Genomic DNA, 25,257 nt, shown 5'->3' with positions numbered 1-25,257 from the left:
TCCGGATCGGTTCGTGGCAGGCGGCGCGGCGCCTGGCCATGCGGCACAGTGTTGCTGTCGTAGCGCGATCGTTTCACCGGACATTTCAAGCGCGCCTGATAGCGCGCAGATGCGCTCACTGCTCGGCGCATCCTTCGCCGTTTCCACTTCGTTCTCGCCACGCGGGACGACCGTCAGCGGCCCCGCCTTCTCAAGCCGCCTGATGCGGCATCGAAGTCGCGTCACGCTCGTGCTCTCCGGCGCGTGCCGCCCTGGCCGCCGCCCGTGCCGCCAGCAACGTGGCAAGCGTCACCTTCAGCTTGTCGTTATCGAGCGACGCCAGCAGCGTGTCGCCATCCACGCGCGTGGACTCCAGTTCGAGCTGATACGTGAGCTCCGCGCGATCGATCACGAACATGTCGAACAGGCGCTCGACTGTCACCTGCGCCGGATTCGCCAGCAACAGGAAATGCGGGCCGGCGTTGTCCTCCTGCAGACGCGCGATCCAGTCGATCTCTTCAAGCCGCTGCAGCAGGTAAAGCGTGATGTCCATATCGCGGCGAAGCATGCGCGACAGCTCGGGCACCGTGTAGCCGCGCTTGCCCGCGTCGCGCGCTTCCGACAACCGCGCGAGCAGTTCGAGCGAATCGAACAGATTGCTGCCGTCGAACGTGGGCCGGTGAAACTGGCCGATGCGAATTGCAGGCAACGCCGACGCGATCATCGCGCCCGCAAGCGTGATGAACCAGCACAGGTACATCCACAGCAGGAACAGCGGCACGGCGGCGAATGCGCCGTACACGGCCGTATAGGTCGGAATGCGCCGCACGTAGTAGCCGAAGCCGCGCTTGGCGAGCTCGAACGCGATCGCGGCGGTCACGCCGCCGATCACCGCGTCGCGCCATTCGACACGGCAGTTCGGCAGATAGACGTAGAGAATCGTGAAGGCGAGCGCCGTCAGCGGCAGCGCGGCGCCCGTGAGCGCCCACTCGATGAGCGGCGTGATGCGCTGGGCCGCCGTGAAGGTCATCGATTGCGTGAACAGATACGACGAGATCGACAGGCTCACGCCGATCAGAATGGGCCCGAGCGTGATGATCGCCCAGTAGACCAGAATGCGCTGCGCGATCGGCCGCGCCTTGCGCACCCGCCAGATCACGTTGAACGCGGATTCGACGGTCATCATCGTCATCACCGCCGTGAGGAACAGCAGGATCATGCCGATCGTGGTCAGCCCTTTGGCCTTCGACGCGAACTGGTTCAGATACTTGAAAATCTGACTGTTCAGTTGCGAAGGCATCAGGTGGTCGGCGAGAAAAAGCTGCAGCGAGTCCTGGAACGAACTGAAAATCGGGAACGCGGTGAACAGCGCGAACGCCACCGTGGCGAGCGGCACGAGCGCCAGCATCGCAGTGAACGTGAGACTGCCGGCCACCTGCGGAATACGGTCTTCGCTAATGCGCTGCGCGGCAAAGCGCGCAAGTCGTTTGAGCGTGTCGAGATCGAAACGCACCCTGGACAACAAACCCACCTCCTTGCTTCGTGAACCGGTGCCGGGGGCGCCGCGTGCGGCACCTGGCCGAACGGCCATGAGTGGCCTGTGCGGCGGACCGAACCCCTATAATACCCGTTCACCGATGAGGCCTATGAAAGACATTCTCGTGCTTTATTACAGCCGTCACGGCGCCACGCGCGAGCTTGCGCTGGCGATCGCGCACGGCGTCGACAGCATCCCCGGCATGCAGGCGCGCGTGCGTACCGTGCCGGCGGTTTCCACCGTTTGCGAAGCGAGCCAGCCGGAAATTCCCGCTGAAGGACCGCCGTACGTCGAGTTGCGCGACCTCGAAGAATGCGCTGGCCTCGCGCTCGGCTCGCCCACCCGCTTCGGCAACATGGCCGCCTCGCTCAAATACTTTCTCGACGGCACCACGCCGCAGTGGCTCGCCGGCGCGCTGTCCGGCAAGCCGGCCTGCGTGTTCACCTCCACCGGCAGCCTGCATGGCGGCCAGGAATCGACGCTGCTCAGCATGATGCTGCCGCTGCTCCATCACGGCATGCTGATCGTCGGCATTCCATACACGGAGAGCGCGTTGAGCACCACGCAGACCGGCGGCACGCCGTACGGCGCGTCGCATTTCGCGCGCGCGGGCAGCGCCGCGCAAGGCATCTCCGCCGACGAAAAAACACTCGCCATCGCACTCGGCGCACGCGTCGCGCGCACGGCGGCGTCGATGAGCGAAAGGCCGTGAGCGGGCGCGGAGCGAAGCCTGAGATGAAGCGTGAAATGAAGCCCGAGATGCGGCCCGGCGTGCAGGCCGGTATGCAATCCGGGTTGAAGCCGGCCGGTGTCGGCACGGGCACGAGTGCAAGCGCGGACGACACGACGGCCGCATCCCTGTGCGCCACCGCGCTGCCCGTGCAGGCCAGACCCGCTGCCGCGCTCGGTGCGACTGCCGCGCTGCTGGCGCTGATCGGGCTGTCCGTCGCGTGGGAATGGTGGCTCGCACCGTTGCGTCCGGGCGGCTCCGCCCTCGTACTCAAGGCGTTGCCGTTGCTGCTCGCCCTGCCGGGCGTGTGGCGGCGCCGGCTCTACACGCTGCAATGGGCGTCGATGCTGAGCCTGCTGTATTTCGCCGAAGGCGTCGTGCGCGGCTGGAGCGATCGCGGGCTGAGCGCGCGTCTCGGCTGGTTGCAAGCCGCGCTCGCGGTGATCTTCTTCGTTTGCGCGCTGGCTTACGTCGCGCCGTTCAAGCGCGCGGCCAAACACGCCGCGAAGGAAACTGCGAAGTCGGCCGAACGGCAGGCCGCCGCCGATGCCCAAACTCACGCAGACGCTCGCGATACGACCGGCGCAGAACCGCATCCGGCAACGAGCCCTGCGATGACCCAGCCAGCGACCCAGGTGGCACCACATGCAGCACCGACCGCCGCCGCAACCCAGACAGCAACCGGCGCCGATCCCGACCCCGACCCCGACAATCGCGCCAACCGCGGTCTCTGACACGCAGACCAAGACCCGAGCGCGCCACCCTGTCCGACCTTTCCGCCCGTACCCGCCGACCGACCAATCAACATGACTCAGACCGCTTTCCTCATCGCCTGCCGCGACGCCATCGGCGCAGCCCAGGTGCTGACCGATCCACACGACACCGCCCCGTATCTCACCGACTGGCGCCACCGCTACACCGGCGCGGCCTGCGCGGTGCTCTGCCCGGCGACGCCCGCTGAAGTCGCTGCGCTCGTGCGACTCGCGGTCGAGCATCGCATCGCGCTGGTGCCCCAAGGCGGCAACACCGGGCTCGCCGGCGGCGCCACGCCCGACGCGAGCGGCGCGCAGGCGGTCATCAGCTTGCGGCGTCTGAATCGCGTGCGCGACATCGATCCGCACAACAACACGATCACCGTCGAAGCCGGCGTCATCCTCGCCGAGGTGCAGCAACGCGCCGAAGCGGCCGGGCGTCTGTTCCCGTTGAGCCTCGCCGCCGAAGGCAGCTGCACGATCGGCGGCAATCTCGCCACCAATGCGGGCGGCACCGGCGTGCTGCGCTACGGCAACACGCGCGAGCTGTGCCTCGGCCTCGAAGTCGTGACGCCACAAGGCGAACTGTGGGACGGCCTGCGCGGACTGCGCAAGGACAACACCGGCTACGATCTGCGCGACCTGTTCATCGGCGCGGAAGGCACGCTCGGCATCATCACCGCGGCCGTGCTGAAGCTGCATCCGCAGCCGGCCGCGCGCGTCACCGCGCTCGCCGCGCTCGCCTCGCCGCATGCGGCGCTCGACTTCCTGTCGCTCACGCAGCGCGTCGCCGGGCCGCTGCTGACCGGCTTCGAACTGATGTCGGATTTCTGTCTGCGGCTGGTGGGCCGGCATTTCGAGCAGATGCGCTATCCATTCGCCGAGCCTCACGCGCAAGTCGTGCTGCTGGAGCTGTCGGACAGCGAAAGCGAGGCACACGCGCGCGGACTGTTCGAGCGTCTGATGGAAACGGCGCTCGAGGAAGGTCTGGTGCAAGACGCGGTGGTCGCGGAAAACCTCGCGCAGTCGCGTGCGTTCTGGAATCTGCGCGAGCACATTCCGCTCGCCCAGGCCGAGGAAGGGCTGAACATCAAGCACGACATCGCGGTGCCGATTTCGCGCATCGGCCACTTCATCGAGACGACCGACGCGGCTGTCGCGCAGGCCGCGCCCGGCGCGCGCATGGTGACGTTCGGGCATCTCGGCGACGGCAATCTGCACTACAACGTGCAGGCGCCCGAGGGCGTGGACGCGAAGGCGTTTCTCGAGCAGTACCAGAGCCCGATCAACCGGATCGTCTACGACAGCGTGCAGCAACATCGCGGCAGCATCAGCGCGGAACACGGGCTCGGCCAATTGAAGATCGACGAGGCTGCGCATTACAAGCAGGACGTCGAGGTGCGGATGATGCGCGCCGTCAAACGTGCGCTCGATCCGCTTAACCTGATGAACCCGGGCAAGGTGCTTGCGCTAAGCTAAAGCCTGAAGTCCGACGCCTCGCCTTCCGCGCGAGGCCTTTGCGTTGCAGGAGCCGTGGCCGTGAAGATTCGAGTGCTGTCCGATCTGCATCTGGAGAACGACGAGCCCGAGCTGATCCCGCATGCGCATGCGGATCTGATCGTGCTGGCCGGCGACATCCACAATCATGCGGCCGGCCCGCGTTGGGCCGCGCAGACTTTCGATGGCTCGGCGCCGGTGGTCTACGTACCCGGCAATCACGAGTACTACGACGGTGAGTTCGGCGCGCTCGAGAGCGCGCTCCACGACGCGGCCGCGCAGGTCGACAACGTTCACGTGCTGAACAACGCCGCGCTGGTCGACCCTCACGGCCGCTGGCGTGTGCTCGGCACTACGTTGTGGACCGACTTCGCACTGTACGGGGCGGACCCGGACGCGCTCGCCGACTCGATCGACGCGTCGAGCCGCGTCATGCTCGACTTCCGCGGCCTGATCCAGATGAACTGGCCGCACGACACCCACGACGCCACGCGCGACTTCACGCCCGCCGATTCGCTCGCGCTGCACCGGCAGGCGCGTGCATGGCTCGAAAGCGAACTGGCGAGGCCGTTCGGCGGGCAGACGATCGTCGTCACGCATCACGCGCCGCATCGGCTGAGCCTCGCCGAGCGTTACGCGCAGGACCGGGTGTCGGCGGGCTTCGTCAATCACTTGCCGGAGCTGGTCCGCCCGCCCGTCGCGCTGTGGATCCATGGGCATACGCATACGCCGTTCGACTACAGCGTGAACGGCACGCGCGTGGTCTGCAATCCACGCGGCTATCGCGATCGGCGCACCGGGCAGTGGGAGAATCCGCAATTCGCGTGGGATAAGGTCGTCGAGATCTAGGGTGCGGCTTGGGGCCGGTCTGGATAGCGTGGCGGGAGCATAGGCATTACGCTGCGGTCGTTGGGTGCGGGTGTGGGTGCGTGGTCGTCATTGATGGCTTACAGGAGTGCACGGGGCGTGGCCGATGGGCGATGGCCTGTTGCTGATTGCGGGAGACCGGTTGCCTGTAGCGGGTTGTGTTCGCAGCTGCTTGCCCGTGCCCCATAGCAGCTACCAGCGACCAGCCATACTGGCTCGACCGTGACAATGCCCAACAACCGCACCAGCACCAGCACCAGCACCCTGCAAGCTAAATCCGGCTGACTCCGCGCTCCACAAGCCAGTCGGCCGAATCGCGGCAACCCGCCACGCAGGTCGTCTCCGGAGGTCGCTCATGTGTGGTCGAATCAGCCAGTATCGCGATCCGCAGCTTTACGCCGACCTCCTCGGCCTTGCCGATCCGCTGATGCTATTCGACGCCGCCGACCGCCGCCCCGGCTACAACCTCGCGCCCGGCACCCATCCACTCGCGATTTATCCGGACCAAACGCTGCGGGCGATTCATTGGGGTTACTGCCCGGACTGGGCGCGCGAACAGCACCTGCCGCAGACGATCAACGCGCGCGCCGACACCGCGCCGACCGCGCGCTACTTCGAGGCATTGTGGAAGACCGGTCGCGTGCTGGTGCCGGCGGACGGCTGGTTCGAATGGCGGGTGGAAAGCGCGCCGGTCGGCGGCAACCCGGATGAACCGGCGCAGCCCGACGCAAAAAACCGCCAGCCCTACTTCGTGTATCTGAGAAGCGCGGCGCCGATGTATCTCGCGGCGTTGTCGAGCGTACGCGGCGCCGAGCCGCAAACCGAGGGGATGGGATTGGTGATCGTGACGGCCAGCGCCGACGCCGGTCTGATCGACATACACGACCGCCGCCCGCTGGCCTTCGCGCCGGATGCGGCGCGCCGCTGGCTGGACCCAGCGCTGCCACCCGATGAACTCGAGCAACTGGCGCGCAGCGCCTGCCTGGCCGCCGGCCGCTTTCGCTGGCACCGGGTGAGTCACGAAGTGGACCGCACGCTCAACGACGAACCCGGGTTGATCGAAGCGCTGCACTGAAAAAGCGCACGCGTCCCTGACCATCAGGAAGCGGAAAAATTAAGGAGAGAAAAGCGCCGCCGCGACTGCAACGGCCCGGCGCCCCGTCGATGAAGCGCCGCGAAAATGCTCGCAGGCTCAACGGTCGCGTCGCTGCGCCCGCGGATCCGGGCGCTCGACCTTGATGGGCACCAGTTGCGGCTGCTGTTCGCGCAGACGGCGCAGCAGATCGCGCGACGCGGCGATCCCGATCAGTCCCAGCATGACGGCCACGCCGATCATCAGATGCGTATCCATGAGTCCCTCGTCCTTCGGTTGTTGCGATGTGCCGAACGGCAGTGAAGCGGGCGCGTGCGGCCGAAGCCGGCAGCGCATGAACCACACGTTAGCAAATCGACCGCGAACCAGAAGTAAGGAAATGTTGCGACGCGGCACTTGTGTAACCGCCCGGCAAGCGGCTTCGGGCCGGCGCGTTGCGACGTGGCGGACGACCGTCCGGCGCGCAAGGGCGCCGCGCCGCGTCAGGAACGCGCGAACTGACGCAATTCTTCCTGATCCACCGCCAGCGTGGCCGGCAGTTCGTCGCGCAAAAATTCGACCCAGGTGCGGATTTTCGCGTCCAGATACTGGCGCGACGCGTACAGTGCGTACAGATTCATTTCCTGCGACGTGTACTCCGGCAGCAACCACACCAACTGGCCGCTACGCAAACCGCTGATCGCCGAATAGATCGGGATCAGCCCGATGCCCATACCCTTGCAGGCCGCAACCGCCATCGCCTCGGCGACGTTCACCTGAAACGGCGTCGAGCCGAGCGCGACCGTTTCCTCGCCGTTCGGACCGTCGAAGGTCCAGCGGTCGGGCGGAAACACCGGTGTCACCATTTGCAGGCACGTATGGCTTGCGAGGTCGGCGGGCGTTTGCGGCACGCCGTGCCGCTCCAGATAAGCCGGCGACGCGCACGCAATGCTGAACGCGCTGCCCAGGCGCTGCGACACCAGCCCGGAATCCGGCAGACCGGTGGCGAGCGTCAGCGACACGTCGAACCCTTCGTCGAGCAGATCGGGCATGCGCTGCGCGAGCGTGAGCTCGATGTGCACATCCGGATAGCGCTCCTGATAGCGGCCGACGGCCGGCACCACGTAGTGCTGGCCGAAGCTCGTCATCGCGTGGACCTTGAGTTTGCCGGACGGACGCGCGTGCGCGTCGCTCGCCTCGGCTTCCGCCTGGTCGACGTACGCGAGAATCTGCTCGCAGCGCTGCAAATAGCGCTCGCCCGCCTCGGTCAGCGCGATGCGGCGCGTCGTCCGGTTCAGCAGGCGCGTGCGCAGATGCGCTTCCAGATCGGAAACCGCGCGCGACGCGTAAGCCGTAGTCGTATTCAGATGCTGCGCGGCACCCGTGAAGCTGCCCGCTTCGACGACCCGAACAAATACGCGCATGTTTTGAAGCGTATCCATACCTTCCCTCTGTGATCGGAAGCGATTGTTACACGATTCGCAAAGGCGATTATCTCATGCGGCGTAAAAATGCCTTGCATCTTTACCGGTTATTCCCCAATCGATCAAAAAATATAATGACGCACTAGCTTCTATAGTCAATTTTGGAGGAAATCGTGCAGTCTCCGGTACCAAAAAGGATCTCTGCAGCCGCGGTTCTTACGATCCTATTAACAATCGCCGGCTGTGCAAGTACCGGAGGCATTGCGCCGCAAGACCACGGCATCGAGCCGTCCTCGCTCGACGCCGGCAACGCGATCCGCGCGGCGAACGCCGACGCCCAATGGCCGGCCGCCGACTGGTGGCGCGCCTATAACGATCCGCAACTGAACCAATGGATCGAAGCCGCGCAACTGGGTAACCCGAGCCTCGCGGCCGCGCAGGCGCGCGTGCGCGAGGCGATGTCGATGGCGGGTGTCGCCCGCTCGGCGTTGTCGCCGCAGGTCAACGGCAGTCTGTCGATCCAGCGTCAGAAGTGGGCCGACAACCTGTACTACGGCCCGGGGCCGCTCGCGGGCGAGCAATCGTGGAACAACACCGGCACGCTCGCACTGTCGTATCACCTCGACATCTGGGGCAAGGACAAGAACGCCGCCGAGCGCGCGCTCGACGCCGCCCATGCCAGCGCCGCGGATGCGCGCGCCGCCCAGCTCGAACTGCAGGGCAACGTGGTGCGCACGTACATCGGGATGTCACTGGACTATGCGCTGCTCGACATCGCCAAGGCCACGTTGCAACAACAGCAGCAAATCGTCGACCTGGCTAACCGCCGTCTGAAAGGCGGCATCGGCACGCAGCTCGAAGTGAGCCAGGCCGAAACGCCGATGCCGGAGTACGAGCGCCAGATCGACGAAATCGAAGAAAAGATCGCGCTCGGCCGCAATCAGCTCGCCGCGCTGGCGGGCAAGGGTCCGGGCGCGGGCGACACGATCCAGCGCCCTACGCTGTCGCTCGCGGCCGCGCCGGCCGGGTTGCCGAGCGCGTTGCCGGCGGATCTGATCGGCCATCGGCCGGACGTGGTCGCGGCGCGCTGGACCGTCGCCGCGCAGGCGCGCGGCATCGACGTCGCCAAGGCCAACTTCTATCCGGACATCAACCTGCTGGCGTCAATCGGCGGATATGCGGCAATGGGGCCGCTCTTTCAGTTCCTGAAGAACCCGTCGCATAGCTGGAGCGCGGGGCCGGCGCTGTCGCTGCCAATCTTCGACGGCGGCCGTCTGCGCTCGCAACTCGGCGCGGCCTCGGCCGGTTACGACGAAGCGGTGGAGCGCTACAACCAGTCGATCGTCGGCGCGCTGAAAGACATCTCGGATCAGGTGATCCGCATCCGCTCGCTCGCCACGCAGTCCGGCGATGCCGAGCGCTCGGTCGCGGCTGCGCAGAAGAATTACGATCTGTCGCGCGAAGGTTACAAGCGCGGTCTGACCGACTATCTGAACGTGCTGATCGCGCAGAATCAGTTGCTGCGCGCGCAGGAAGGCGTCGCGAAGATCCAGGCCGAGCGGCTGGGCGCACATGCGTCACTGGTCACGGCGCTGGGCGGCGGGCTCGACGATCCGGCCAACGGTCCGCAGGCGAACGAAACGCTGCCGGCGCACGGCAAGGGCAAGAGCCACGCCGCGCCGACTACGGGAGATGCTTCCGCGAAGTCGGACGGCGTTGCCACCCAAACGGACGCGGCGAGCCACGCGGACGGCTCCGAGCCTGTTGAAGGCAATGCCGCGACCGCCGCAGGCAAGCCCGCCGCGGAATCGGCACGCGCCGCCGCGCCGGCAAACGCGACGCTCGGCCCCGCGGCCCACCGCACACGCGCCGCCAAAAGCACCGCAACCGCCACGAGCACAACGACGCCGGCAGCCGCCGCCACACCGCGCGCGGTTGCCACCGCCGGCGTCGCCACGTCCGCGGCCGAGTGAGGAAGCCGTCCATGTCAGCCTCTCCCTCCTCCACCGCGCGTCCCTCGCCGCTCGCCGCGCTGTGCGCGTCGGCTGCCGAATGGGCGCGCACCGACGGCCTCACGTGGATCTACCTGTTCAAGGCGCTCGCCGCCTGCTTTCTCGCGCTCGGCATCGCGATGAAGCTCGACCTGCCGCAGCCGCGCACCGCGATGACCACCGTATTCATCGTGATGCAGCCGCAAAGCGGCATGGTGTTCGCGAAAAGCTTCTACCGGATCTGCGGCACGCTCGTCGGCCTCGTCGTGATGCTCGCGCTGCTCGGCCTGTTCGCGCAGCAGCCGGAACTGTTCATCGTCTCGACGGCGATCTGGGTCGGCATCTGCACCGCGGGCGCCGCGCGCAACCGCAACTTCCGCTCGTACGGTTTCGTGCTGGCCGGCTACACCGCCGCGCTGATCGGCATCCCCGCGTCGCAGCATCCGGACGGCGCGTTCCTGAGCGCGCTCACGCGGGTCGCCGAAGTGGTGATCGGCATCGTCTGCGCGGGCGCGGTCAGCGGCCTCGTGTTTCCGCAGTTCGCCGGCCTGCAGATGCGCGGCACCGTGCGCGCGCGTTTCTCGGCGTTCGTCGAATACGTGTCGGCGACGCTCGCCGGCCGCAATGACCGCGCGCAGATCGAAGCGACCAACGCGCGTTTCATCGCCGACATCGTCGGCTTCGAAGCGGCGCGCAGCGTGGCCGTGTTCGAAGGCCCGGATTCGCGGATGCGCGGCGGCCGTCTCGCGCGTCTGAACAGCGAGTTCATGACCGCGTCGACGCGCTTTCACGCGCTGCATCAGTTGATGAACCGGCTGCGCGCAACCGACACGAACGGCGCGCGCGACGCCATCGCCGCCCTCGATCCGTATTTCAAGGAGATCGCCCCGCTGCTCGCGAAATCCGGCGAGCCGGTGCTGAGCGCCAGCGACGCCGCACACGCCGCCGCGCAACTCGAAGCCTACAAGGGCGCGTTACCCAGGCGCGTACGCGCGACACGCGCCGAACTGGAAACGCATCCGGACGCGCCGCTGCTCGACTTCGACACGGGCGCCGAACTGCTGTACCGCTTCATCGACGATCTGCACGCGTACGCGGCCACGTATGCGTCGCTGTCGGTCGACACGCACGCGCGCGAACGCTGGATCGACCGCTACGAGCCGAAGACCAACGCGATCGCGGCGGGTGTCGCCGGACTGCGCGCGACGATCGTAATGATCGTGCTCGGCGCGTTCTGGATCGCGACCGCGTGGCCGAGCGGCTCGACGCTGACGCTGAACGCCGCGGCGGTTTGCGCGCTGGCGTCGGCGTCGCCGAATCCGAAGCGCACCGCGTTCCAGATGGCGGGTGGCACGGTGGTCGCGACGCTGATGGGTTTGATCGCCGTATTCGGCGTGTTTCCACACATCGACGGCTTCGTGATGCTGTGCGCGGCGCTCACGCCGTTCCTGCTGCTCGGCGTGTTCATGACCACCCGCCCGCTGCTCGCCGGCTACGGCATCGGCTACTGCATCTTCTTCTGTTTCCTCGCCGGCCCCGACAACCTGATGCACTACGACCCGAGCTCGTTCATGAACGACGCGATGGCGCTGGTGCTGTCGATGCTGGTGTCGTCGATCGCGTTCGCGGTGTTGCTGCCGCCGTCCACGCCGTGGCTGCGCAACCGCCTGCTGGTGGACCTGCGCCGCCAGGTCGTGCTGGCGAGCGGCGCCGGTCTGCGCCGGCTGCGTTCGCGCTTCGAAAGCGGCGCGCGCGATCTGATGTTCCAGATCAACGCGCTCGCGCCGAACGAGCCTGAACTCAAACGCGACACATTGCGCTGGCTCTTTTCGGTCCTCGAAGTGGGCAACGCGGTAATCGATCTGCGTCACGAAGTGGCGGCGCTGCCCGCCGACGCGCGCTACGCGAAATCCACGCCGTGGCGCGTCGCAGTGCAGACGATGCGCGACGCGCTGAGCGCATTGTTCGAGCGGCCGCGCGAAGACCGCTTCGAGCGCGCGCTCGCGAACACGGACGCTGCGATCGCCGGGCTTCAGCAGTTGCTGGCCGGCTTCTCGCCGCCGCGCAACGAGCGGCACCGGCTGCAACGCATCCTGAGTCAACTGCATTTCATTCGTACCGCGCTGCTCGATCCGCAATCGCCGCTCGAACCGATGATGAGCGGACGCGCCGACGCGTCAGAAGGAGTTCTTCATGCCTCGTGATATCGCCATCCTCGATGCGTACATGCCGGCCATCGTGCTGCTGTTCATCGCGGGGGCCGCGCTTACCTGGGTGCTGGATCGCGTGATCGCCTATACGGGCCTGTATCGCGTGGTGTGGCATCCGTCCTTGTTCCGGGCCAGCTTGCTCGTGTGTGTGTGCGGCCTGCTGGGCCTCGCCGTTTATCGTTGATCAGAGTCGAAACATGACCATCCGAAATTTCGTTGGCTTCATCGCGACAGCCATTATTTTTATCGTCGCGATCCTAATTGGACGCGTGTTGTGGGTGCATTACATGGATGAACCCTGGACCCGCGACGGGCGCGTGCGCGCCGAGATCGTCAACGTCGCGCCGGATGTGTCCGGCGCGGTCGTCGATCTGCCGGTGAAGGACAACCAGTTGGTGAAAAAGGGCGACCTGCTGATGCAGATCGATCCGTCGCACTATCAGATCGCGGTCGAGCAGGCGCAGGCGGCGGTGGCCGCCCGAAAGGCCGAGTTGACGATGAAGCGTGACGACGCGCAACGGCGCGCCGACATGGATGCGCTGGTGGTGTCGAAGGAAAGCCGCGAGAACGCGACACATACTGCGTCCGCCGCCGAGGCGTCGTATCAGCAGGCACTCGCCGCGCTCGACGCCGCGAAGCTGAACCTCGAGCGCACGCGCGTGGTGTCGCCGGTCGACGGCTACGTCACCAACCTGAATGTGTTCCGTGGCGACTACGCGACCGCCGGCAACGCGAAGCTGGCGATCGTCGACAGCCACTCGTTCTGGGTCTACGGCTACTTCGAGGAAACCAAGCTGCCGCACGTGCGCATCGGCGACAAGGCGGAAGTCCGGCTGATGAGCGGCGGCACGCTGCAAGGTCATGTGGAGAGCATCTCGCGCGGCATCTACGATCGCGACAATCCGCAAAGCCGCGAGTTGCTCGCGGACGTGAACCCGACCTTCAACTGGGTCCGCCTCGCGCAGCGCGTGCCGGTGCGCGTGAAGATCGACTCGGTGCCCGACGACGTGATGCTGGCGGCGGGCATTACCTGCACGATCGTCGTGAAGCCGGGTGGCGCCTCGGCGAGTTGAAACCGACCGGAGCGGTGACGGGCTGCGCACGATCGACGCGCATCTAGCCCGCAATGACCGCGCTCCGATCAATGCGGCCGACCCTGAACACGAGCAGGGTCGGCGGCAAACGCAATCGGCGCCGCACTTAGCCGCGCTTATAGCCTGAATTGCCCCACCATCGCCTTCAGACCGCGCGCCTGATCGTCCAGCGAGCGGGCCGCGGCCGTGGCCTGCTCCACCAGCGCGGCGTTCTGCTGCGTGCCCGAATCCATCTGCGTGACCGCGAGGTTGATCTCCTCGATGCCGGCGCTCTGCTCCGACGAAGCCGCCGAGATCTCGCCCATGATGTCGGTGACGCGCTTCACCGCCTTGACCACTTCATCCATCGTCTGGCCGGCGTCCTGAGCCAGCGTCGAGCCGTTGCTCACGCGCTCGACCGACGTGCTGATCAGTCCTTTGATCTCCTTCGCGGCAGCGGCGCTGCGCTGCGCGAGGTTGCGCACCTCGGCGGCGACCACCGAGAACCCGCGGCCTTCCTCGCCGGCGCGCGCCGCCTCGACCGCCGCGTTCAACGCCAGAATATTGGTCTGAAACGCGATTCCCTCGATCACGCCGATGATGTCGCCGATACTGCGCGCGCTGTCGTTGATGTCGTTCATCGTCGCGACCACGCGGCTCACCACCGCGCCGCCCTTCTCCGCGATCTCCGACGCGTTGTTCGCGAGCGTGCTCGCCTGCTTCGCGTTGTCGGCGTTCTGACGGACCGTCGAGGTCAACTGCTCCATGCTGCTCGCGGTGCGCTCGAGCGCCATGGCCTGCTGCTCGGTGCGCTGCGACAGGTCCAGGTTGCCCATCGAGATCTGCCCCGACGCGGTCGCAATCGCGTCCGCGCTCGACGCGATATCGGAGACCGTCGTCGCGAGACCGCTTTGCATGTCGTGCAGCGCGTATAGCATGCTCGACTTGTCCTTGCGGCCGAGCGCGATCCGGTTCGACAGATCGCCGGCCGCGATCCGGCTGGCGATTTCCTTCGCGTACGCCGGCTCGCCGCCGAGCTGGCCGGCCAGACGCCGCACCACCCACTCGCTGATGCCGAACGCGAGCGCGATCAGCGCGAGCGTCATCACCGCGATCATCACGAACGACGAGTGGTAGATGAAGCCCGACGCGTCGATGGTCGCCTTCGCGGCGGTGCCACGCTGCGCGACGAGTTCGTCGACGAGTTTTTCGAGCTTGCCGGTTTCGACCAGCAGCGACACGTCCTGCGTGCCGACCTGCCAATTCATTTGCGAGAGGTCGAGCGGCTGTGCTTTGACGAGCGTCACGAAGTCGCGCAGATGCCCGCTCCACGCGGTGACGGCGGCGGCGAACGCCTTCTGCTGCTCGAGCGCCTTCGCATCCGAGGCATCGACGTATTGCTGCAGCGTGCCGAGTTGCGCCGCGAGACCGGCGAGCCCCTTGTCGATATCCGCGCCGAGTTCGTCGCGCTCCTTCGCGGTGGTCGCGGTCAGCAGCATCTTCTGCGCGCGGCTCGCGCGCAGCATGTGGCCGCGCGCTTCTTCGGCCGCGCGGCTCGCGACGTGCCCCTGATCGTAGATGGATTGCGCGGACGCATTCAGGCGGCTGATCTGCGCCAGCGAGAACACGCCGATCAACAGCGTGCCGATCAGCAGCACCGCGAACGCGATGCGCAACGTCGCCTTCACCGACAAGCCCTTGAGCTTCACGGCGCGCGAGCGCCCGCTCTGTCCACGCGACGGCGTCGTGCCCGCCGCCTGCCCGTCCGCCCACATCCCCGCGCCGTGCTGGCCGCCTCGCGAAACTGCTTTCATATTCCCCGTCCCCACGTATCTGACTGCCGGAAAGGTCGGTTCCGGCATTGCTGCTTATCTCTCCGGGTTGACGGCAGCCGCGCCTGCGATCTTTAACGCCGCTCGCGCATGCCGGCCGCGTATCGCCCGGTCCTCGACGCGCCGCCTCGTAAGCTGCGCGTCCGCGCCCGTTTTATACATGGCCAAAAATCGCCGGGCTGCTTTTATCAGACGTCTGCGGCGCCGCGTGCGTCGAGACACGGCGACAATCGGATTCATCCGACCCCATGTCCGATTCGCGACAAAAGTTGTCCTTACAATTCGCTCAAGCCACATTAAACTTCGATCAACGACTGAAAACGCCGGTAATCGCGTCGAAATGCCGCAGCAGCAAGCTCCAGACTCGCGATCCGTCGGCCGCCTTCGCAATCTGATTCACCACTTTTCTTCTCTCATCTAGCGTATGGAAACGAGCCTCGATAAAAGCGCCCTCACCGGCGCGCCGGCCACGAGCGGCACCCCTGCCGCAGCCGCGCAACCGGCCGCCAAGGTCCAGCGCACGGTCTACTCCGTGCTCGGTGCGATCAGCTTTTCGCACCTGCTGAACGACATGATCCAGTCGTTGATCCTCGCGATCTACCCGATGCTGAAGGACAACTTCTCGTTGTCGTTCGGTCAGATCGGGCTGATCACGCTGACCTACCAGATCACCGCGTCGCTGCTGCAGCCGCTCGTCGGCGCGTACACCGACAAGCATCCCAAGCCGTATTCGCTGCCCGTCGGCATGGGCTTCACGCTCGCGGGCCTGCTGCTGATGTCGGTCGCGCCGAGCTTCGGCGTGCTGCTGGTCGCGGCGGCGCTGGTCGGCTGCGGGTCGTCGGTGTTCCACCCGGAATCGTCGCGGGTCGCGCGCATGGCGTCGGGCGGCCGTCATGGGCTCGCGCAGTCGCTGTTCCAGGTCGGCGGCAACGCGGGCTCGTCGCTCGGGCCGTTGCTCGCCGCGCTGATCGTGATTCCGCATGGACAGCGCAGCATCGCGTGGTTTTCGGCGGCGGCACTGGTCGCAATCGTCGTGCTCACGCGGATTGGCCGGTGGTACAAGCAGCATCCGTCGGTGAAGAAGGCGCGCAGCAACTCGGCTCACGCAACGCTGTCGCGCAATCAGGTGATGCTCGCGATGGGCGTGCTGATCCTGCTGGTGTTCTCGAAGTACTTCTACCTCGCCAGCATCAACAGCTATTTCACGTTCTATCTGATCGACAAGTTCCATCTGTCGGTGCAGGCCGCGCAGATCCATCTGTTCGTGTTCCTCGCGGCGGTCGCGGCGGGCACGGTGATCGGCGGGCCGATCGGCGACAAGATTGGCCGCAAGTATGTGATCTGGGTGTCGATTCTGGGCGTCGCGCCGTTCACGCTGCTGCTGCCGTACGCGAACCTGTTCTGGACCGGCGTGCTGACGGTGATCATCGGCGTGGTGCTGGCCTCGGCGTTCTCGGCGATCCTCGTCTATGCGCAGGAGTTGATCCCCGGCAAGGTGGGGATGGTCGCGGGGCTGTTCTTCGGTTTCGCGTTCGGACTCGGCGGTATCGGCGCGGCGGTGCTCGGACAGCTGGCCGATGCGACCAGTATCGCGTTCGTCTACAAGGTCTGCTCGTTCCTGCCGCTGATCGGCGTGCTGACGGTGCTGTTGCCGGATGTCGAGGGCAAGCGCGCGAAAGCCTGATGGGTCGAATTGCGAGTTGATTGGGGAAAAGGCGCTGCGGCGCCTTTTTCATTTTGCGAGGCAGGCGATGATGGTGGGCACGCGGCAGTAGGCTAACGTGATGCGAGTGCCGACGCATGCGCGCCCGAATGCGCGCTCCGGACTGCGTCCCCGCCCAGCCGGCACACTTCCTCAACAGCCGCCTCTTCGCTCATGGTGAACCCGCGTTGTCCGCCGCACCGCGCGTGCTCTATGCTTGTGCGATGCTTGTGCGATGCTCGTGCGACGCCTGCGCGATCCCGCGCCACGCACCGGCCTCACGACCCGACCTCCGTTCACCCACGCAGCAGAAGGATCGCCGCAGATGACCAGCTATCGCGACTTCCACCGCCGTTCGATCGAGCACCCCGAGGCTTTCTGGCGCGACGAGGCGCAGCGGATTCACTGGCACACGCCGTTCGACAGCGTGCTCGACCGTTCGAACCCGCCGTTTGCGCGCTGGTTCGTCGGCGGCCGGACGAATCTGTGTCACAACGCGGTGGACCGGCACCTCGCCGAACGCGCGCAGCAGAACGCGCTGGTGTACGTGTCGACCGAAACCGGCATCGAGCGGCGCTACACCTACGCCGAACTGCACGCGGAAATTAACCGGATGGCCGCGGTGATGCGCTCGCTCGGCGTCAAGCGCGGCGACGTCGTGCTGCTCTATCTGCCGATGATCCCGGAAGCGCTGTTCGCGATGCTCGCGTGCGCACGCCTCGGCGCGATTCACTCCGTGGTATTCGGCGGGTTCGCCGCGCCCAACCTCGCTGCGCGCATCGACGACGCGAAGCCCGTGCTGATCGTCACGGCCGATGCCGGCGCGCGCGGCGGCAAGGTGATCGACTACGCGCCGCTGATCGATGAAGCGCTCGCGCGCGCGATGCACAAGACGCCGCGCGTACTGCTGATTGACCGGCAACTCGCGCCGGAACGCTTGAACGCGCATTACCTGACCGCCTACGAGCCGCTGCGCGAACAGTTCTTCGACGCGCACGTGCCGTGCGAATGGCTCGAATCGAACGAGCCCTCGTATGTGCTGTACACGTCGGGCACGACCGGCAAACCGAAGGGCGTGCAACGCGACGTCGGCGGCTATGCGGTCGCGCTCGCGGCATCGATGGAACACATCTTTCAGGGCAAGCCGGGCGACACGATGTTCACCGCATCGGACGTCGGCTGGGTGGTCGGCCATAGCTATATCGTCTACGCGCCGCTGATCGCGGGGCTGACCACGGTGATGTACGAAGGCACGCCGATCCGTCCCGATGGCGGCATCTGGTGGCGCCTCGTGGAGCAACACAAGATCAATCTGATGTTCACCGCGCCGACCGCGCTGCGCGTGCTGAAGCGGCAGGACCCGGCGCTGCTGAAAAAGGCCGATCTGTCGAGCCTTCGCACGCTGTTCCTCGCCGGCGAGCCACTCGACGAGCCGACCGCCGCATGGATCGCCGACGCGCTCGGCAAACCGGTGATCGACAACTACTGGCAGACCGAGACCGGCTGGCCGATGCTGGCGATTCCGCGCGGCGTCGAAGCATTGCCGACCAAGCTCGGCTCGCCGGGCGTGCCGTCGGCGGGCTTCGATCTGACGTTGCGCAACGAGCTGACGGGAGAGCCCTGCGCGGTCGGCGAAAAGGGCGTGCTCACGCTCGGCTATCCGTTGCCGCCGGGCTGCATGTCGACGGTGTGGGGTGACGCCAATCGTTTCGTCGGCACTTACTGGTCGAGCATTCCGAACCAGCAGGTCTATTCGACTTTCGACTGGGGCGTGCAGGACGAAGACGGCTACGTGACGATCCTCGGCCGCACTGACGACGTGATCAACGTCGCGGGCCACCGGCTCGGCACGCGCGAGATTGAGGAAGCGTTGTCGAGCCACGCGGCCGTCGCGGAAGTCGCGGTGGTCGGCGTGACGGATGCGCTGAAGGGTCAGGCCGCGATGGCCTTCGTGGTGCTGCGCGGCGCGCAGGCCGATGCGGATCCGAGCGAACGCGCGCGGCTCGAAGCCGAACTCACGGCGACGGTCGAACGACAGCTCGGCGCGATTGCGCGGCCGGCGCGCGTGGTGGTCGTGTCGATGCTGCCGAAGACGCGCTCGGGCAAGCTGCTGCGCCGTGCGATCGCGGCGCTCGCCGAAGGACGCGAGCCGGGCGATCTGCCGACCATCGAAGATCCGGCTGCGTTGCAGCAGGTTCGGGAGGCGTTGGGGGCGAAGGAGTGAGGTGAGCGGGTTGCGTGCGCTTGCCTCATCGCCCGCGTTCGCACCTCAAACCGCCGCGCCCCGCGTGTCGAGAAATCGCGTCAGGATCGCGTTCGAATACGCCCCCGCGATGTCCGTCAGAAATGACACGAACGACGCCGGCGCATGATCGTCGGCGGTATCCGAAATCGTGCGCACCACGGCGCACCGCACGCCGTACTCATGGCAAACCTGCGCGATTGCCGCGCCTTCCATCTCGACGGCGAGCGCATCCGGCAACGCGTCGCGCAACGCCGCGACGCCCGCCGCGCTGGCAACGAACTGATCGCCGCTGATGATCAGCCCGCGATGCACGCGCGGCTCGCGCGTGCCGAAGCGCGCCGCCGACGCCGCGCCTTCCTCCGCGACAAAGCGCTCGCAAGCCGCCGCGAGCCGGCCGGCCAATGCGGCGTCGGCCGCAAAGCGCGACACGCCCAGCAACGGCACTTCGAAACGTGGAAACAGCGGTGATGCGTCGAGGTCGTGCTGCAACAGCGTGTCCGCGACGACGATATCGCCGACCCGCACCTCGGTGCCCACGCCACCGGCGACGCCGGTGAACACGACCGCTTCGACATCGAACGCATGGATCAGCGCACTGACCGTGGCGGCCGCCGCGACCTTGCCGACGCGCGCCAGCGTCACGACGCACGGCGCACCGTGGACGGTGCCGAGGTGATAGTCGCGCTGACCGTGCGTGATCGTGCGCACGCCGGACTCCGCGCGCATCGCTTCGATCAGATCGCCGAGCTCCTGCGGCAACGCCGCCAGAATGCCCAGCGGACGATGTGAAAGCGGCGCGCCGCCGCTACCCACGCCCCCGCTCATTCCACCGCCTGCAATTTCGCGACCGCGAGCGCCAGCCACTTCTCGCCGTGCCGCTTGAATTTGACCTGCGCCTTCGCGTCGGTGCCGCCGCCTTCGAGTGCGGTGATCGTGCCTTCGCCGAACTTCGTGTGGAACACCTGCTGGCCGACGCGAAAGCCCGTCTCCGCCGCGCGCTGCTCGTTCGCGAAGGACGGCAGCGGCGCCGGCGTCGACGACGCGGGCCCCGTATAACCCGGCCGCGCAAACCAGTCGCGCCCATAGCCCGCGTTATCGGAGCGGCCGCCCCAGCGCGCGCCCGCCTCGACCTTCGGCGTGAGCCACTTCAGCGTCTCCTGCGGCAGTTCGTCGAAGAAGCGCGAACGGATGTTATAGCGCGTCTGGCCGTGCAGCATCCGACTCTGCGCGAACGACAGATACAGCCGCTCCTTCGCGCGCGTGATCGCCACGTACATCAGACGCCGCTCCTCTTCGAGACCGTCCGATTCCATCGCGCTGTTCTCGTGCGGGAACAGCCCCTCTTCGAGACCGGTGATGAACACCGCCGTGAACTCCAGCCCCTTCGCCGCGTGAACCGTCATCAGTTGCACCGCTTCCTGGCCGGCTTGCGCCTGGTTGTCGCCCGCTTCGAGCGATGCGTGCGACAGGAAGCCGGCGAGCGGCGTCATCGTGTCGGGATTTTGCGCGGGATCGGCGATGCCGGGCGCGTCCAGCACGACGGTATTCGGATCGTCGGTGGCGACCGCCAGTTCGGGCGCGGCGGTCGCGCCCGGGCGCAGCGGAATCGAGCGCGCGGGCGTGTCCATCCCGTAGCCCTCTTCGCTGACGAACGCGGCGGCCGCGTTGACCAGTTCCTGCAAGTTCTCCAGCCGGTCCTGACCTTCGCGTTCGTTCTGATAAAAATCTGCGAGACCGCTCGTGCGCACCACGTACTCGACCGTTTCCGGCAGGCTCATGCGTTCCGTTTCCGCGCGCATCTTGCCGATCAGGTTCGCGAAGGCCGCGAGGCTCGACCCCGCCTTGCCGGCGACGTACGGAATCGCGGCGGCCATCGAGCAGTTGTACAGACGCGCCGCGTCCGCGAGCTGCTCGATCGAACGCGCGCCGATGCCGCGCGTCGGGAAATTGACGACGCGCGCGAACGCGGTGTCATCGTTCGGGTTGTCGATCAGGCGCAGATACGCGAGTGCATGCTTGACTTCCTGGCGCTCGAAAAAGCGCAGGCCGCCATACACGCGATACGCGATGCCCGCATTGACGAGCGTGTGTTCGATCGTGCGCGACTGCGCGTTGCTGCGATAGAGAATCGCGATCTCGCTGCGCGACGTGCCGGTGCTGATCAGCGCCTTGATTTCCTCGACGATCCAGCCGGCTTCCTGCGTATCGGTCGCGGACTCGTAGACCCGCACCGGTTCGCCATGACCCGCATCCGTGCGCAGATTCTTGCCGAGGCGCCGTGAATTGTTGGCGATCAGCTGATTCGCGGCATCGAGAATATGGCCGTGCGAGCGGTAATTCTGTTCGAGCTTGATCAGGTGACGCACGTTGAACTCGTGCTCGAAGTCGCGCATGTTGCCGACGTTCGCGCCGCGGAACGCGTAGATGGACTGGTCGTCGTCGCCGACCGCGAAGATCGAGTTGGTCTGCCCCGCGAGCAGCTTGAGCCACGCGTATTGCAGCTTGTTGGTATCCTGGAACTCGTCGACGAGGATGTGCCGGAAACGCGCCTGATAATGCGCGCGCAGCGGCGGATTGTGCGCGAGGAGTTCGTAGCAGCGCAGCAGCAGTTCCGGAAAGTCGACCACGCCTTCGCGCTGGCATTGCTGATCGTAGGCTTCGTAGAGCTCGACAAATTTGCGGTTGAAGTTGTCGGTCGCGTCAACGTCTTTCGGCCGCAGCCCCTGCTCTTTCGCGTTGTTGATGAAGTACTGCAGGTTCTTCGCGGGGTATTTTTCGTCGTCGATGTTGAGGCCCTTCATCAGACGCTTGATCGCGGAGAGTTGATCCGCGGTATCGAGAATCTGGAAGGTCGCCGGCAGCCCCGCGTCGCGATGATGCGCGCGCAGCATGCGGTTGCACAGGCCGTGGAAGGTGCCGATCCACATGCCGCGCGTGTCGATCGGCAAGAGCGCCGACAGACGCGACATCATTTCGCGGGCGGCCTTGTTGGTGAAGGTCACCGCCAGAATCGTGGCGGGCGACGCGAGACCGTGCTGGATGAGCCACGCGATACGCGTAATCAGGACGCGGGTTTTGCCGCTGCCCGCACCCGCGAGAATCAGCGCGGGCTCGTTGGGGAGTGTGACGGCGGCGTGTTGTTCGGGGTTGAGATTGGCTAGCAGATCGGGCATTTTTTGGGGAGGGGCGGCAGTTCGTGCGTCATTATAGGCCCCTGCGGGGGGTTGGTTTTTTTGGGGATTTTTGCTCGCGGCGCGGTGGGGGGTGTGGTGCTGGGGTGTTGGCCTTTCCTTGATTCCACGGGGGTTTGTTCGTGTTGTGTTGTTGGCCAACAAACATCGCAAAAAACCCAAAGCCTTAATTCCCGGGCCGCGAGCAAAAATCCCCCCCCGCCCCGCGCCGCTTATAATCGAGCATTCTTTGCATTCACCAGCCGATCGACACATGAGCGAGACCCCGAGCGACACCACCTCAACGCTTGCCAAAAGCTTCGAGCCCCACACTATCGAAGCCCACTGGGGCCCGGAATGGGAAAAGCGCGCGTACGCCGCGCCCTCCTTCGACGAGAACCGCAAGGATTTCTCGATCCAGCTGCCGCCGCCGAACGTCACGGGGACCCTGCACATGGGCCATGCGTTCAACCAGACCATCATGGACGGCCTCACCCGCTATCACCGTATGCTCGGTGAAAACACGCTGTGGGTGCCGGGCACGGACCACGCGGGCATCGCCACGCAGATCGTCGTCGAACGCCAACTGGACGCCCAAGGCGTGTCGCGCCATGACCTCGGCCGCGAGAAGTTCGTCGAACGCGTGTGGGAGTGGAAGCAGCAGTCCGGCTCGATCATCACGAATCAGGTGCGCCGTCTCGGCGCGTCGATCGACTGGACGCGCGAGTACTTCACGATGGACGACAAGATGTCGGCCGCCGTGCGCGACGTGTTCGTGCGTCTGTATGAACAAGGCCTGATCTATCGCGGCAAGCGCCTCGTGAACTGGGACCCGGTGCTGCTCACCGCCGTGTCCGATCTCGAAGTGGTCAGCGAGGAAGAAAACGGCCACTTGTGGCACATCCAGTACCCGCTCACCGACGGCTCCGGTCATCTGACGGTCGCCACCACGCGTCCGGAAACCATGCTCGGCGACACCGCCGTGATGGTCCATCCGGAAGACGAACGCTACGCGCAGCTGATTGGCAAGACGGTCACGCTGCCGCTGTCGGGCCGCGAAGTGCCGATCATCGCCGACGACTACGTCGACCGCGAGTTCGGCACCGGCGTCGTGAAGGTCACGCCCGCGCACGACTTCAACGACTATCAGGTCGGCCAGCGCCACAAGCTGCCGATGATCGAAATCCTCACGCTCGACGCGAAGATCAACGACAACGCCCCGGAAAAATACCGCGGCCTCGACCGTTTCGAAGCGCGTAAGCAGGTGGTGGCCGACCTCGAAGCGCTCGGCGCGCTCGAATCGGTGAAGCCGCACAAGCTGATGGTGCCGCGCGGCGACCGCACGGGCGTCGTGATCGAGCCGATGCTGACGGACCAATGGTTCGTCGCAATGAGCAAGCCGGCGCCGGAAGGCACGTTCAATCCGGGCAAATCGATCGCCGAAACCGCGCTCGACGTCGTGCGCGGCGGCGAGATCAAGTTCGTGCCGGAAAACTGGACCACCACCTACTACCAGTGGCTCGAAAACATCCAGGACTGGTGCATCTCGCGCCAACTCTGGTGGGGCCATCAGATTCCCGCGTGGTACGGCGAAAACGGCGAGATCTTCGTCGCGAAGACCGAAGAAGGCGCGCGCGCCAAGGCCACTGAAGCCGGCTACACGGGTGCGCTCAAGCGCGACGAAGACGTGCTCGATACGTGGTTCTCGTCGGCGCTCGTGCCGTTCTCGTCGCTCGGCTGGCCGAACGAAACGCCGGAACTGAAGCACTTCATGCCGTCGTCGGTGCTGGTCACCGGCTTCGACATCATCTTCTTCTGGGTCGCACGCATGGTCATGATGACCACGCACTTCACCGGCAAGGTGCCGTTCAACACGGTCTACGTGCACGGTCTCGTGCGTGACGCCGAAGGCCAGAAGATGTCGAAGAGCAAGGGCAATACGCTCGACCCGATCGACATCGTCGACGGCATCGACCTCAACGCGCTGGTCGCCAAGCGCACCACCGGACTGATGAATCCGAAGCAGGCCGCGTCGATCGAAAAGAAAACCCGCAAGGAATTCCCCGACGGTATTCCGGCGTTCGGCACCGACGCGCTGCGCTTCACGATGGCGTCGATGGCCACGCTCGGGCGCAACGTCAACTTCGACCTCGCGCGCTGCGAAGGCTACCGCAACTTCTGCAACAAGCTGTGGAACGCCACGCGCTTCGTGCTGATGAACTGCGAAGGCCACGACTGCGGCTTCGGCAAACCGGAACAATGCGGCGAATGCGGCCCGGACGGCCACCTGAATTTCTCGTCGGCGGATCGCTGGATCGTGTCGCGCCTGCAACGCGTCGAAACGGAAATTGCCAAGGGCTTTTCCGACTATCGTTTCGACAATGTCGCCAACGCCCTGTACAAGTTCGTATGGGACGAATACTGTGACTGGTATCTCGAACTCGCGAAGGTGCAGATCCAGACGGGTCAGCCGAACCAGCAGCGCGCCACCCGCCGCACGCTGCTGCGCGTGCTCGAAACGGTGCTGCGCCTCGCGCATCCGGTAATTCCGTTCATCACCGAGGCGCTGTGGCAGAAAGTGGCGCCGTTGGCCGGGCGTTACCCTGAAGGGGCGGCCGAGGGCGAGGCGTCCATCATGGTGCAGCCTTACCCCATCGCCGAGCCGTCGAAGATCGACGAAGAAGCCGAGCAGTGGGCCGCCGACCTGAAAGCGGTCATCGACGCGTGCCGGAATCTGCGCGGCGAAATGAATCTGTCGCCGGCGGTCAAGGTGCCGTTGCTCGCCACCGGCAACGCGGAGCGCCTGCGCACCTTTGCTCCGTATGCCCAGGCATTGGCCCGTTTGTCGGAAGTGCAGATCATCGCCGACGAGGCAGCGCTCGATGCGCAGGCGGATGGCGCGCCAATTGCTATCGTAGGCAATGATAAGCTCGTGCTGAAGGTCGAGATCGATGTCGCGGTCGAGCGCGAGCGTTTGTCGAAGGAGATTGCGCGGTTGAGCACCGAAGTCACCAAGTGCAATGCCAAATTGCAGAATGAAAGTTTCGTTGCAAAGGCGCCGCCGGCAGTCGTTGAACAGGAGCAGAAAAGACTGGCCGACTTCGAAGCCACAGTGGGCAAACTGAAAGCCCAACTGGCTCGTTTGCCGGTCTGATCGACGCTCCATGCCCGCCGCA

17 protein-coding genes and 1 pseudogene are annotated in these 25,257 nt (G+C 65.9%); 12 read left to right on the top strand and 6 right to left on the bottom strand.

Annotated elements, in window-relative coordinates; translation table 11 throughout:
* Positions 1–190: 190 nt before the first annotated feature.
* Positions 191–1,504 (bottom strand): YihY family inner membrane protein, encoded by a 1,314-nt coding sequence (locus BGI01S_RS03680; protein ID WP_232624341.1) that lies wholly within the window; start codon positions 1,502–1,504, stop codon positions 191–193.
* Positions 1,505–1,625: 121 nt separating this feature from the next.
* Between BGI01S_RS03680 and wrbA the strand changes: the two genes are divergently transcribed.
* The 5 genes and pseudogenes from wrbA (at position 1,626) to BGI01S_RS03655 (ending at position 6,437) form a co-directional block, all read left to right on the top strand.
* Positions 1,626–2,228, top strand: a complete 603-nt coding sequence (gene wrbA / locus BGI01S_RS03675; protein WP_042322321.1) for an NAD(P)H:quinone oxidoreductase — start codon at positions 1,626–1,628, stop codon at positions 2,226–2,228.
* Positions 2,229–2,299: 71 nt separating this feature from the next.
* Positions 2,300–2,827: pseudogene (locus BGI01S_RS29235) on the top strand (DUF2069 domain-containing protein); the annotation flags it as partial.
* Between the two features lie 225 nt (positions 2,828–3,052).
* A complete protein-coding gene (locus BGI01S_RS03665) occupies positions 3,053–4,477 on the top strand; it encodes an FAD-binding oxidoreductase (protein WP_042322318.1) in 1,425 nt (474 codons plus the stop codon).
* Positions 4,478–4,537: 60 nt separating this feature from the next.
* Complete coding sequence (locus BGI01S_RS03660; RefSeq protein ID WP_042322637.1) at positions 4,538–5,344, top strand: metallophosphoesterase; 807 nt, start codon at positions 4,538–4,540, stop codon at positions 5,342–5,344.
* A 373-nt stretch (positions 5,345–5,717) separates the two neighbouring features.
* Positions 5,718–6,437 (top strand): SOS response-associated peptidase, encoded by a 720-nt coding sequence (locus tag BGI01S_RS03655; RefSeq protein WP_042322316.1) that lies wholly within the window; start codon positions 5,718–5,720, stop codon positions 6,435–6,437.
* Positions 6,438–6,554: 117 nt separating this feature from the next.
* On the opposite strand, the gene BGI01S_RS30480 is transcribed toward BGI01S_RS03655, so the two are convergent.
* Both BGI01S_RS30480 and BGI01S_RS03650 read right to left on the bottom strand, forming a co-directional pair.
* A complete protein-coding gene (locus BGI01S_RS30480) occupies positions 6,555–6,713 on the bottom strand; it encodes a hypothetical protein (protein WP_167335625.1) in 159 nt (52 codons plus the stop codon).
* Between the two features lie 224 nt (positions 6,714–6,937).
* Positions 6,938–7,876: a LysR family transcriptional regulator gene (locus tag BGI01S_RS03650; protein WP_042322312.1), complete on the bottom strand. Its 939-nt coding sequence runs from the start codon at positions 7,874–7,876 to the stop codon at positions 6,938–6,940.
* 155 nt (positions 7,877–8,031) lie between these two features.
* Here BGI01S_RS03650 and BGI01S_RS03645 point away from each other — a divergent pair, with 155 nt between their 5' ends.
* From BGI01S_RS03645 to BGI01S_RS03630, 4 genes are read left to right on the top strand one after another with little or no spacing between them, the layout of a single operon-like run.
* The gene (locus BGI01S_RS03645) at positions 8,032–9,831 is read left to right on the top strand and encodes an efflux transporter outer membrane subunit (RefSeq protein ID WP_042322635.1); all 1,800 of its coding nucleotides are present in this window, start codon (positions 8,032–8,034) and stop codon (positions 9,829–9,831) included.
* A gap of 11 nt (positions 9,832–9,842) precedes the next feature.
* Entirely contained in the window at positions 9,843–12,053 is a 2,211-nt protein-coding gene (locus tag BGI01S_RS03640) for an FUSC family protein (protein ID WP_042322309.1), read from the top strand.
* Positions 12,043–12,243 carry a DUF1656 domain-containing protein gene (locus BGI01S_RS03635; protein ID WP_042322307.1) on the top strand — a complete coding sequence of 67 codons (201 nt, stop codon included), beginning with the start codon at positions 12,043–12,045 and terminating at the stop codon, positions 12,241–12,243. The genes BGI01S_RS03640 and BGI01S_RS03635 overlap by 11 nt, the downstream gene beginning before the upstream one ends.
* Positions 12,244–12,256: 13 nt before the next feature.
* Positions 12,257–13,132 carry an efflux RND transporter periplasmic adaptor subunit gene (locus BGI01S_RS03630; protein WP_042322305.1) on the top strand — a complete coding sequence of 292 codons (876 nt, stop codon included), beginning with the start codon at positions 12,257–12,259 and terminating at the stop codon, positions 13,130–13,132.
* 137 nt (positions 13,133–13,269) lie between these two features.
* On the opposite strand, the gene BGI01S_RS03625 is transcribed toward BGI01S_RS03630, so the two are convergent.
* Complete coding sequence (locus BGI01S_RS03625; RefSeq protein WP_084585253.1) at positions 13,270–14,946, bottom strand: methyl-accepting chemotaxis protein; 1,677 nt, start codon at positions 14,944–14,946, stop codon at positions 13,270–13,272.
* Positions 14,947–15,388: 442 nt separating this feature from the next.
* On the opposite strand from BGI01S_RS03625, the gene BGI01S_RS03620 reads away from it, so the two are divergent.
* On the top strand, positions 15,389–16,648 hold the full coding sequence (locus BGI01S_RS03620; protein ID WP_042322298.1) for an MFS transporter: 1,260 nt from the start codon (positions 15,389–15,391) through the stop codon (positions 16,646–16,648).
* 343 nt (positions 16,649–16,991) lie between these two features.
* Positions 16,992–18,890 (top strand): propionate--CoA ligase, encoded by a 1,899-nt coding sequence (locus BGI01S_RS03615; protein WP_042322295.1) that lies wholly within the window; start codon positions 16,992–16,994, stop codon positions 18,888–18,890.
* Between the two features lie 45 nt (positions 18,891–18,935).
* On the opposite strand, the gene BGI01S_RS03610 is transcribed toward BGI01S_RS03615, so the two are convergent.
* Both BGI01S_RS03610 and BGI01S_RS03605 read right to left on the bottom strand, forming a co-directional pair.
* Entirely contained in the window at positions 18,936–19,736 is an 801-nt protein-coding gene (locus BGI01S_RS03610; protein WP_042322293.1) for a 5'-methylthioadenosine/adenosylhomocysteine nucleosidase, read from the bottom strand.
* A complete protein-coding gene (locus tag BGI01S_RS03605; RefSeq protein WP_042322289.1) occupies positions 19,733–22,084 on the bottom strand; it encodes a UvrD-helicase domain-containing protein in 2,352 nt (783 codons plus the stop codon). Before BGI01S_RS03605 ends, BGI01S_RS03610 begins: the two co-directional genes overlap by 4 nt.
* Before the next feature lie 271 nt (positions 22,085–22,355).
* Between BGI01S_RS03605 and BGI01S_RS03600 the strand changes: the two genes are divergently transcribed.
* Positions 22,356–25,235, top strand: a complete 2,880-nt coding sequence (locus BGI01S_RS03600) for a valine--tRNA ligase (protein WP_042322285.1) — start codon at positions 22,356–22,358, stop codon at positions 25,233–25,235.
* Positions 25,236–25,257 lie beyond the last annotated feature (22 nt).

The organism is Paraburkholderia ginsengisoli NBRC 100965 (assembly GCF_000739735.1).
In the GTDB taxonomy this organism is placed as follows: domain Bacteria; phylum Pseudomonadota; class Gammaproteobacteria; order Burkholderiales; family Burkholderiaceae; genus Paraburkholderia; species Paraburkholderia ginsengisoli.
This window is presented reverse-complemented; position numbering and strand designations above follow the sequence as displayed.

What these genes read in the sequence shown, in the direction of transcription:
- wrbA (WP_042322321.1), top strand. Translation starts at nt 1,626, where the DNA reads ATGAAAGACATTCTCGTGCTTTATTACAGCCGTCACGGCGCCACGCGC.
- BGI01S_RS03655 (WP_042322316.1), top strand. Translation starts at nt 5,718, where the DNA reads ATGTGTGGTCGAATCAGCCAGTATCGCGATCCGCAGCTTTACGCCGAC.
- BGI01S_RS03605 (WP_042322289.1), bottom strand. Translation starts at nt 22,084, where the DNA reads ATGCCCGATCTGCTAGCCAATCTCAACCCCGAACAACACGCCGCCGTC.
- BGI01S_RS03610 (WP_042322293.1), bottom strand. Translation starts at nt 19,736, where the DNA reads ATGAGCGGGGGCGTGGGTAGCGGCGGCGCGCCGCTTTCACATCGTCCG.
- BGI01S_RS30480 (WP_167335625.1), bottom strand. Translation starts at nt 6,713, where the DNA reads ATGGATACGCATCTGATGATCGGCGTGGCCGTCATGCTGGGACTGATC.
- BGI01S_RS03615 (WP_042322295.1), top strand. Translation starts at nt 16,992, where the DNA reads ATGACCAGCTATCGCGACTTCCACCGCCGTTCGATCGAGCACCCCGAG.
- BGI01S_RS03625 (WP_084585253.1), bottom strand. Translation starts at nt 14,946, where the DNA reads ATGAAAGCAGTTTCGCGAGGCGGCCAGCACGGCGCGGGGATGTGGGCG.
- BGI01S_RS03630 (WP_042322305.1), top strand. Translation starts at nt 12,257, where the DNA reads ATGACCATCCGAAATTTCGTTGGCTTCATCGCGACAGCCATTATTTTT.
- BGI01S_RS03665 (WP_042322318.1), top strand. Translation starts at nt 3,053, where the DNA reads ATGACTCAGACCGCTTTCCTCATCGCCTGCCGCGACGCCATCGGCGCA.
- BGI01S_RS03640 (WP_042322309.1), top strand. Translation starts at nt 9,843, where the DNA reads ATGTCAGCCTCTCCCTCCTCCACCGCGCGTCCCTCGCCGCTCGCCGCG.
- BGI01S_RS03650 (WP_042322312.1), bottom strand. Translation starts at nt 7,876, where the DNA reads ATGGATACGCTTCAAAACATGCGCGTATTTGTTCGGGTCGTCGAAGCG.
- BGI01S_RS03600 (WP_042322285.1), top strand. Translation starts at nt 22,356, where the DNA reads ATGAGCGAGACCCCGAGCGACACCACCTCAACGCTTGCCAAAAGCTTC.
- BGI01S_RS03635 (WP_042322307.1), top strand. Translation starts at nt 12,043, where the DNA reads ATGCCTCGTGATATCGCCATCCTCGATGCGTACATGCCGGCCATCGTG.
- BGI01S_RS03620 (WP_042322298.1), top strand. Translation starts at nt 15,389, where the DNA reads ATGGAAACGAGCCTCGATAAAAGCGCCCTCACCGGCGCGCCGGCCACG.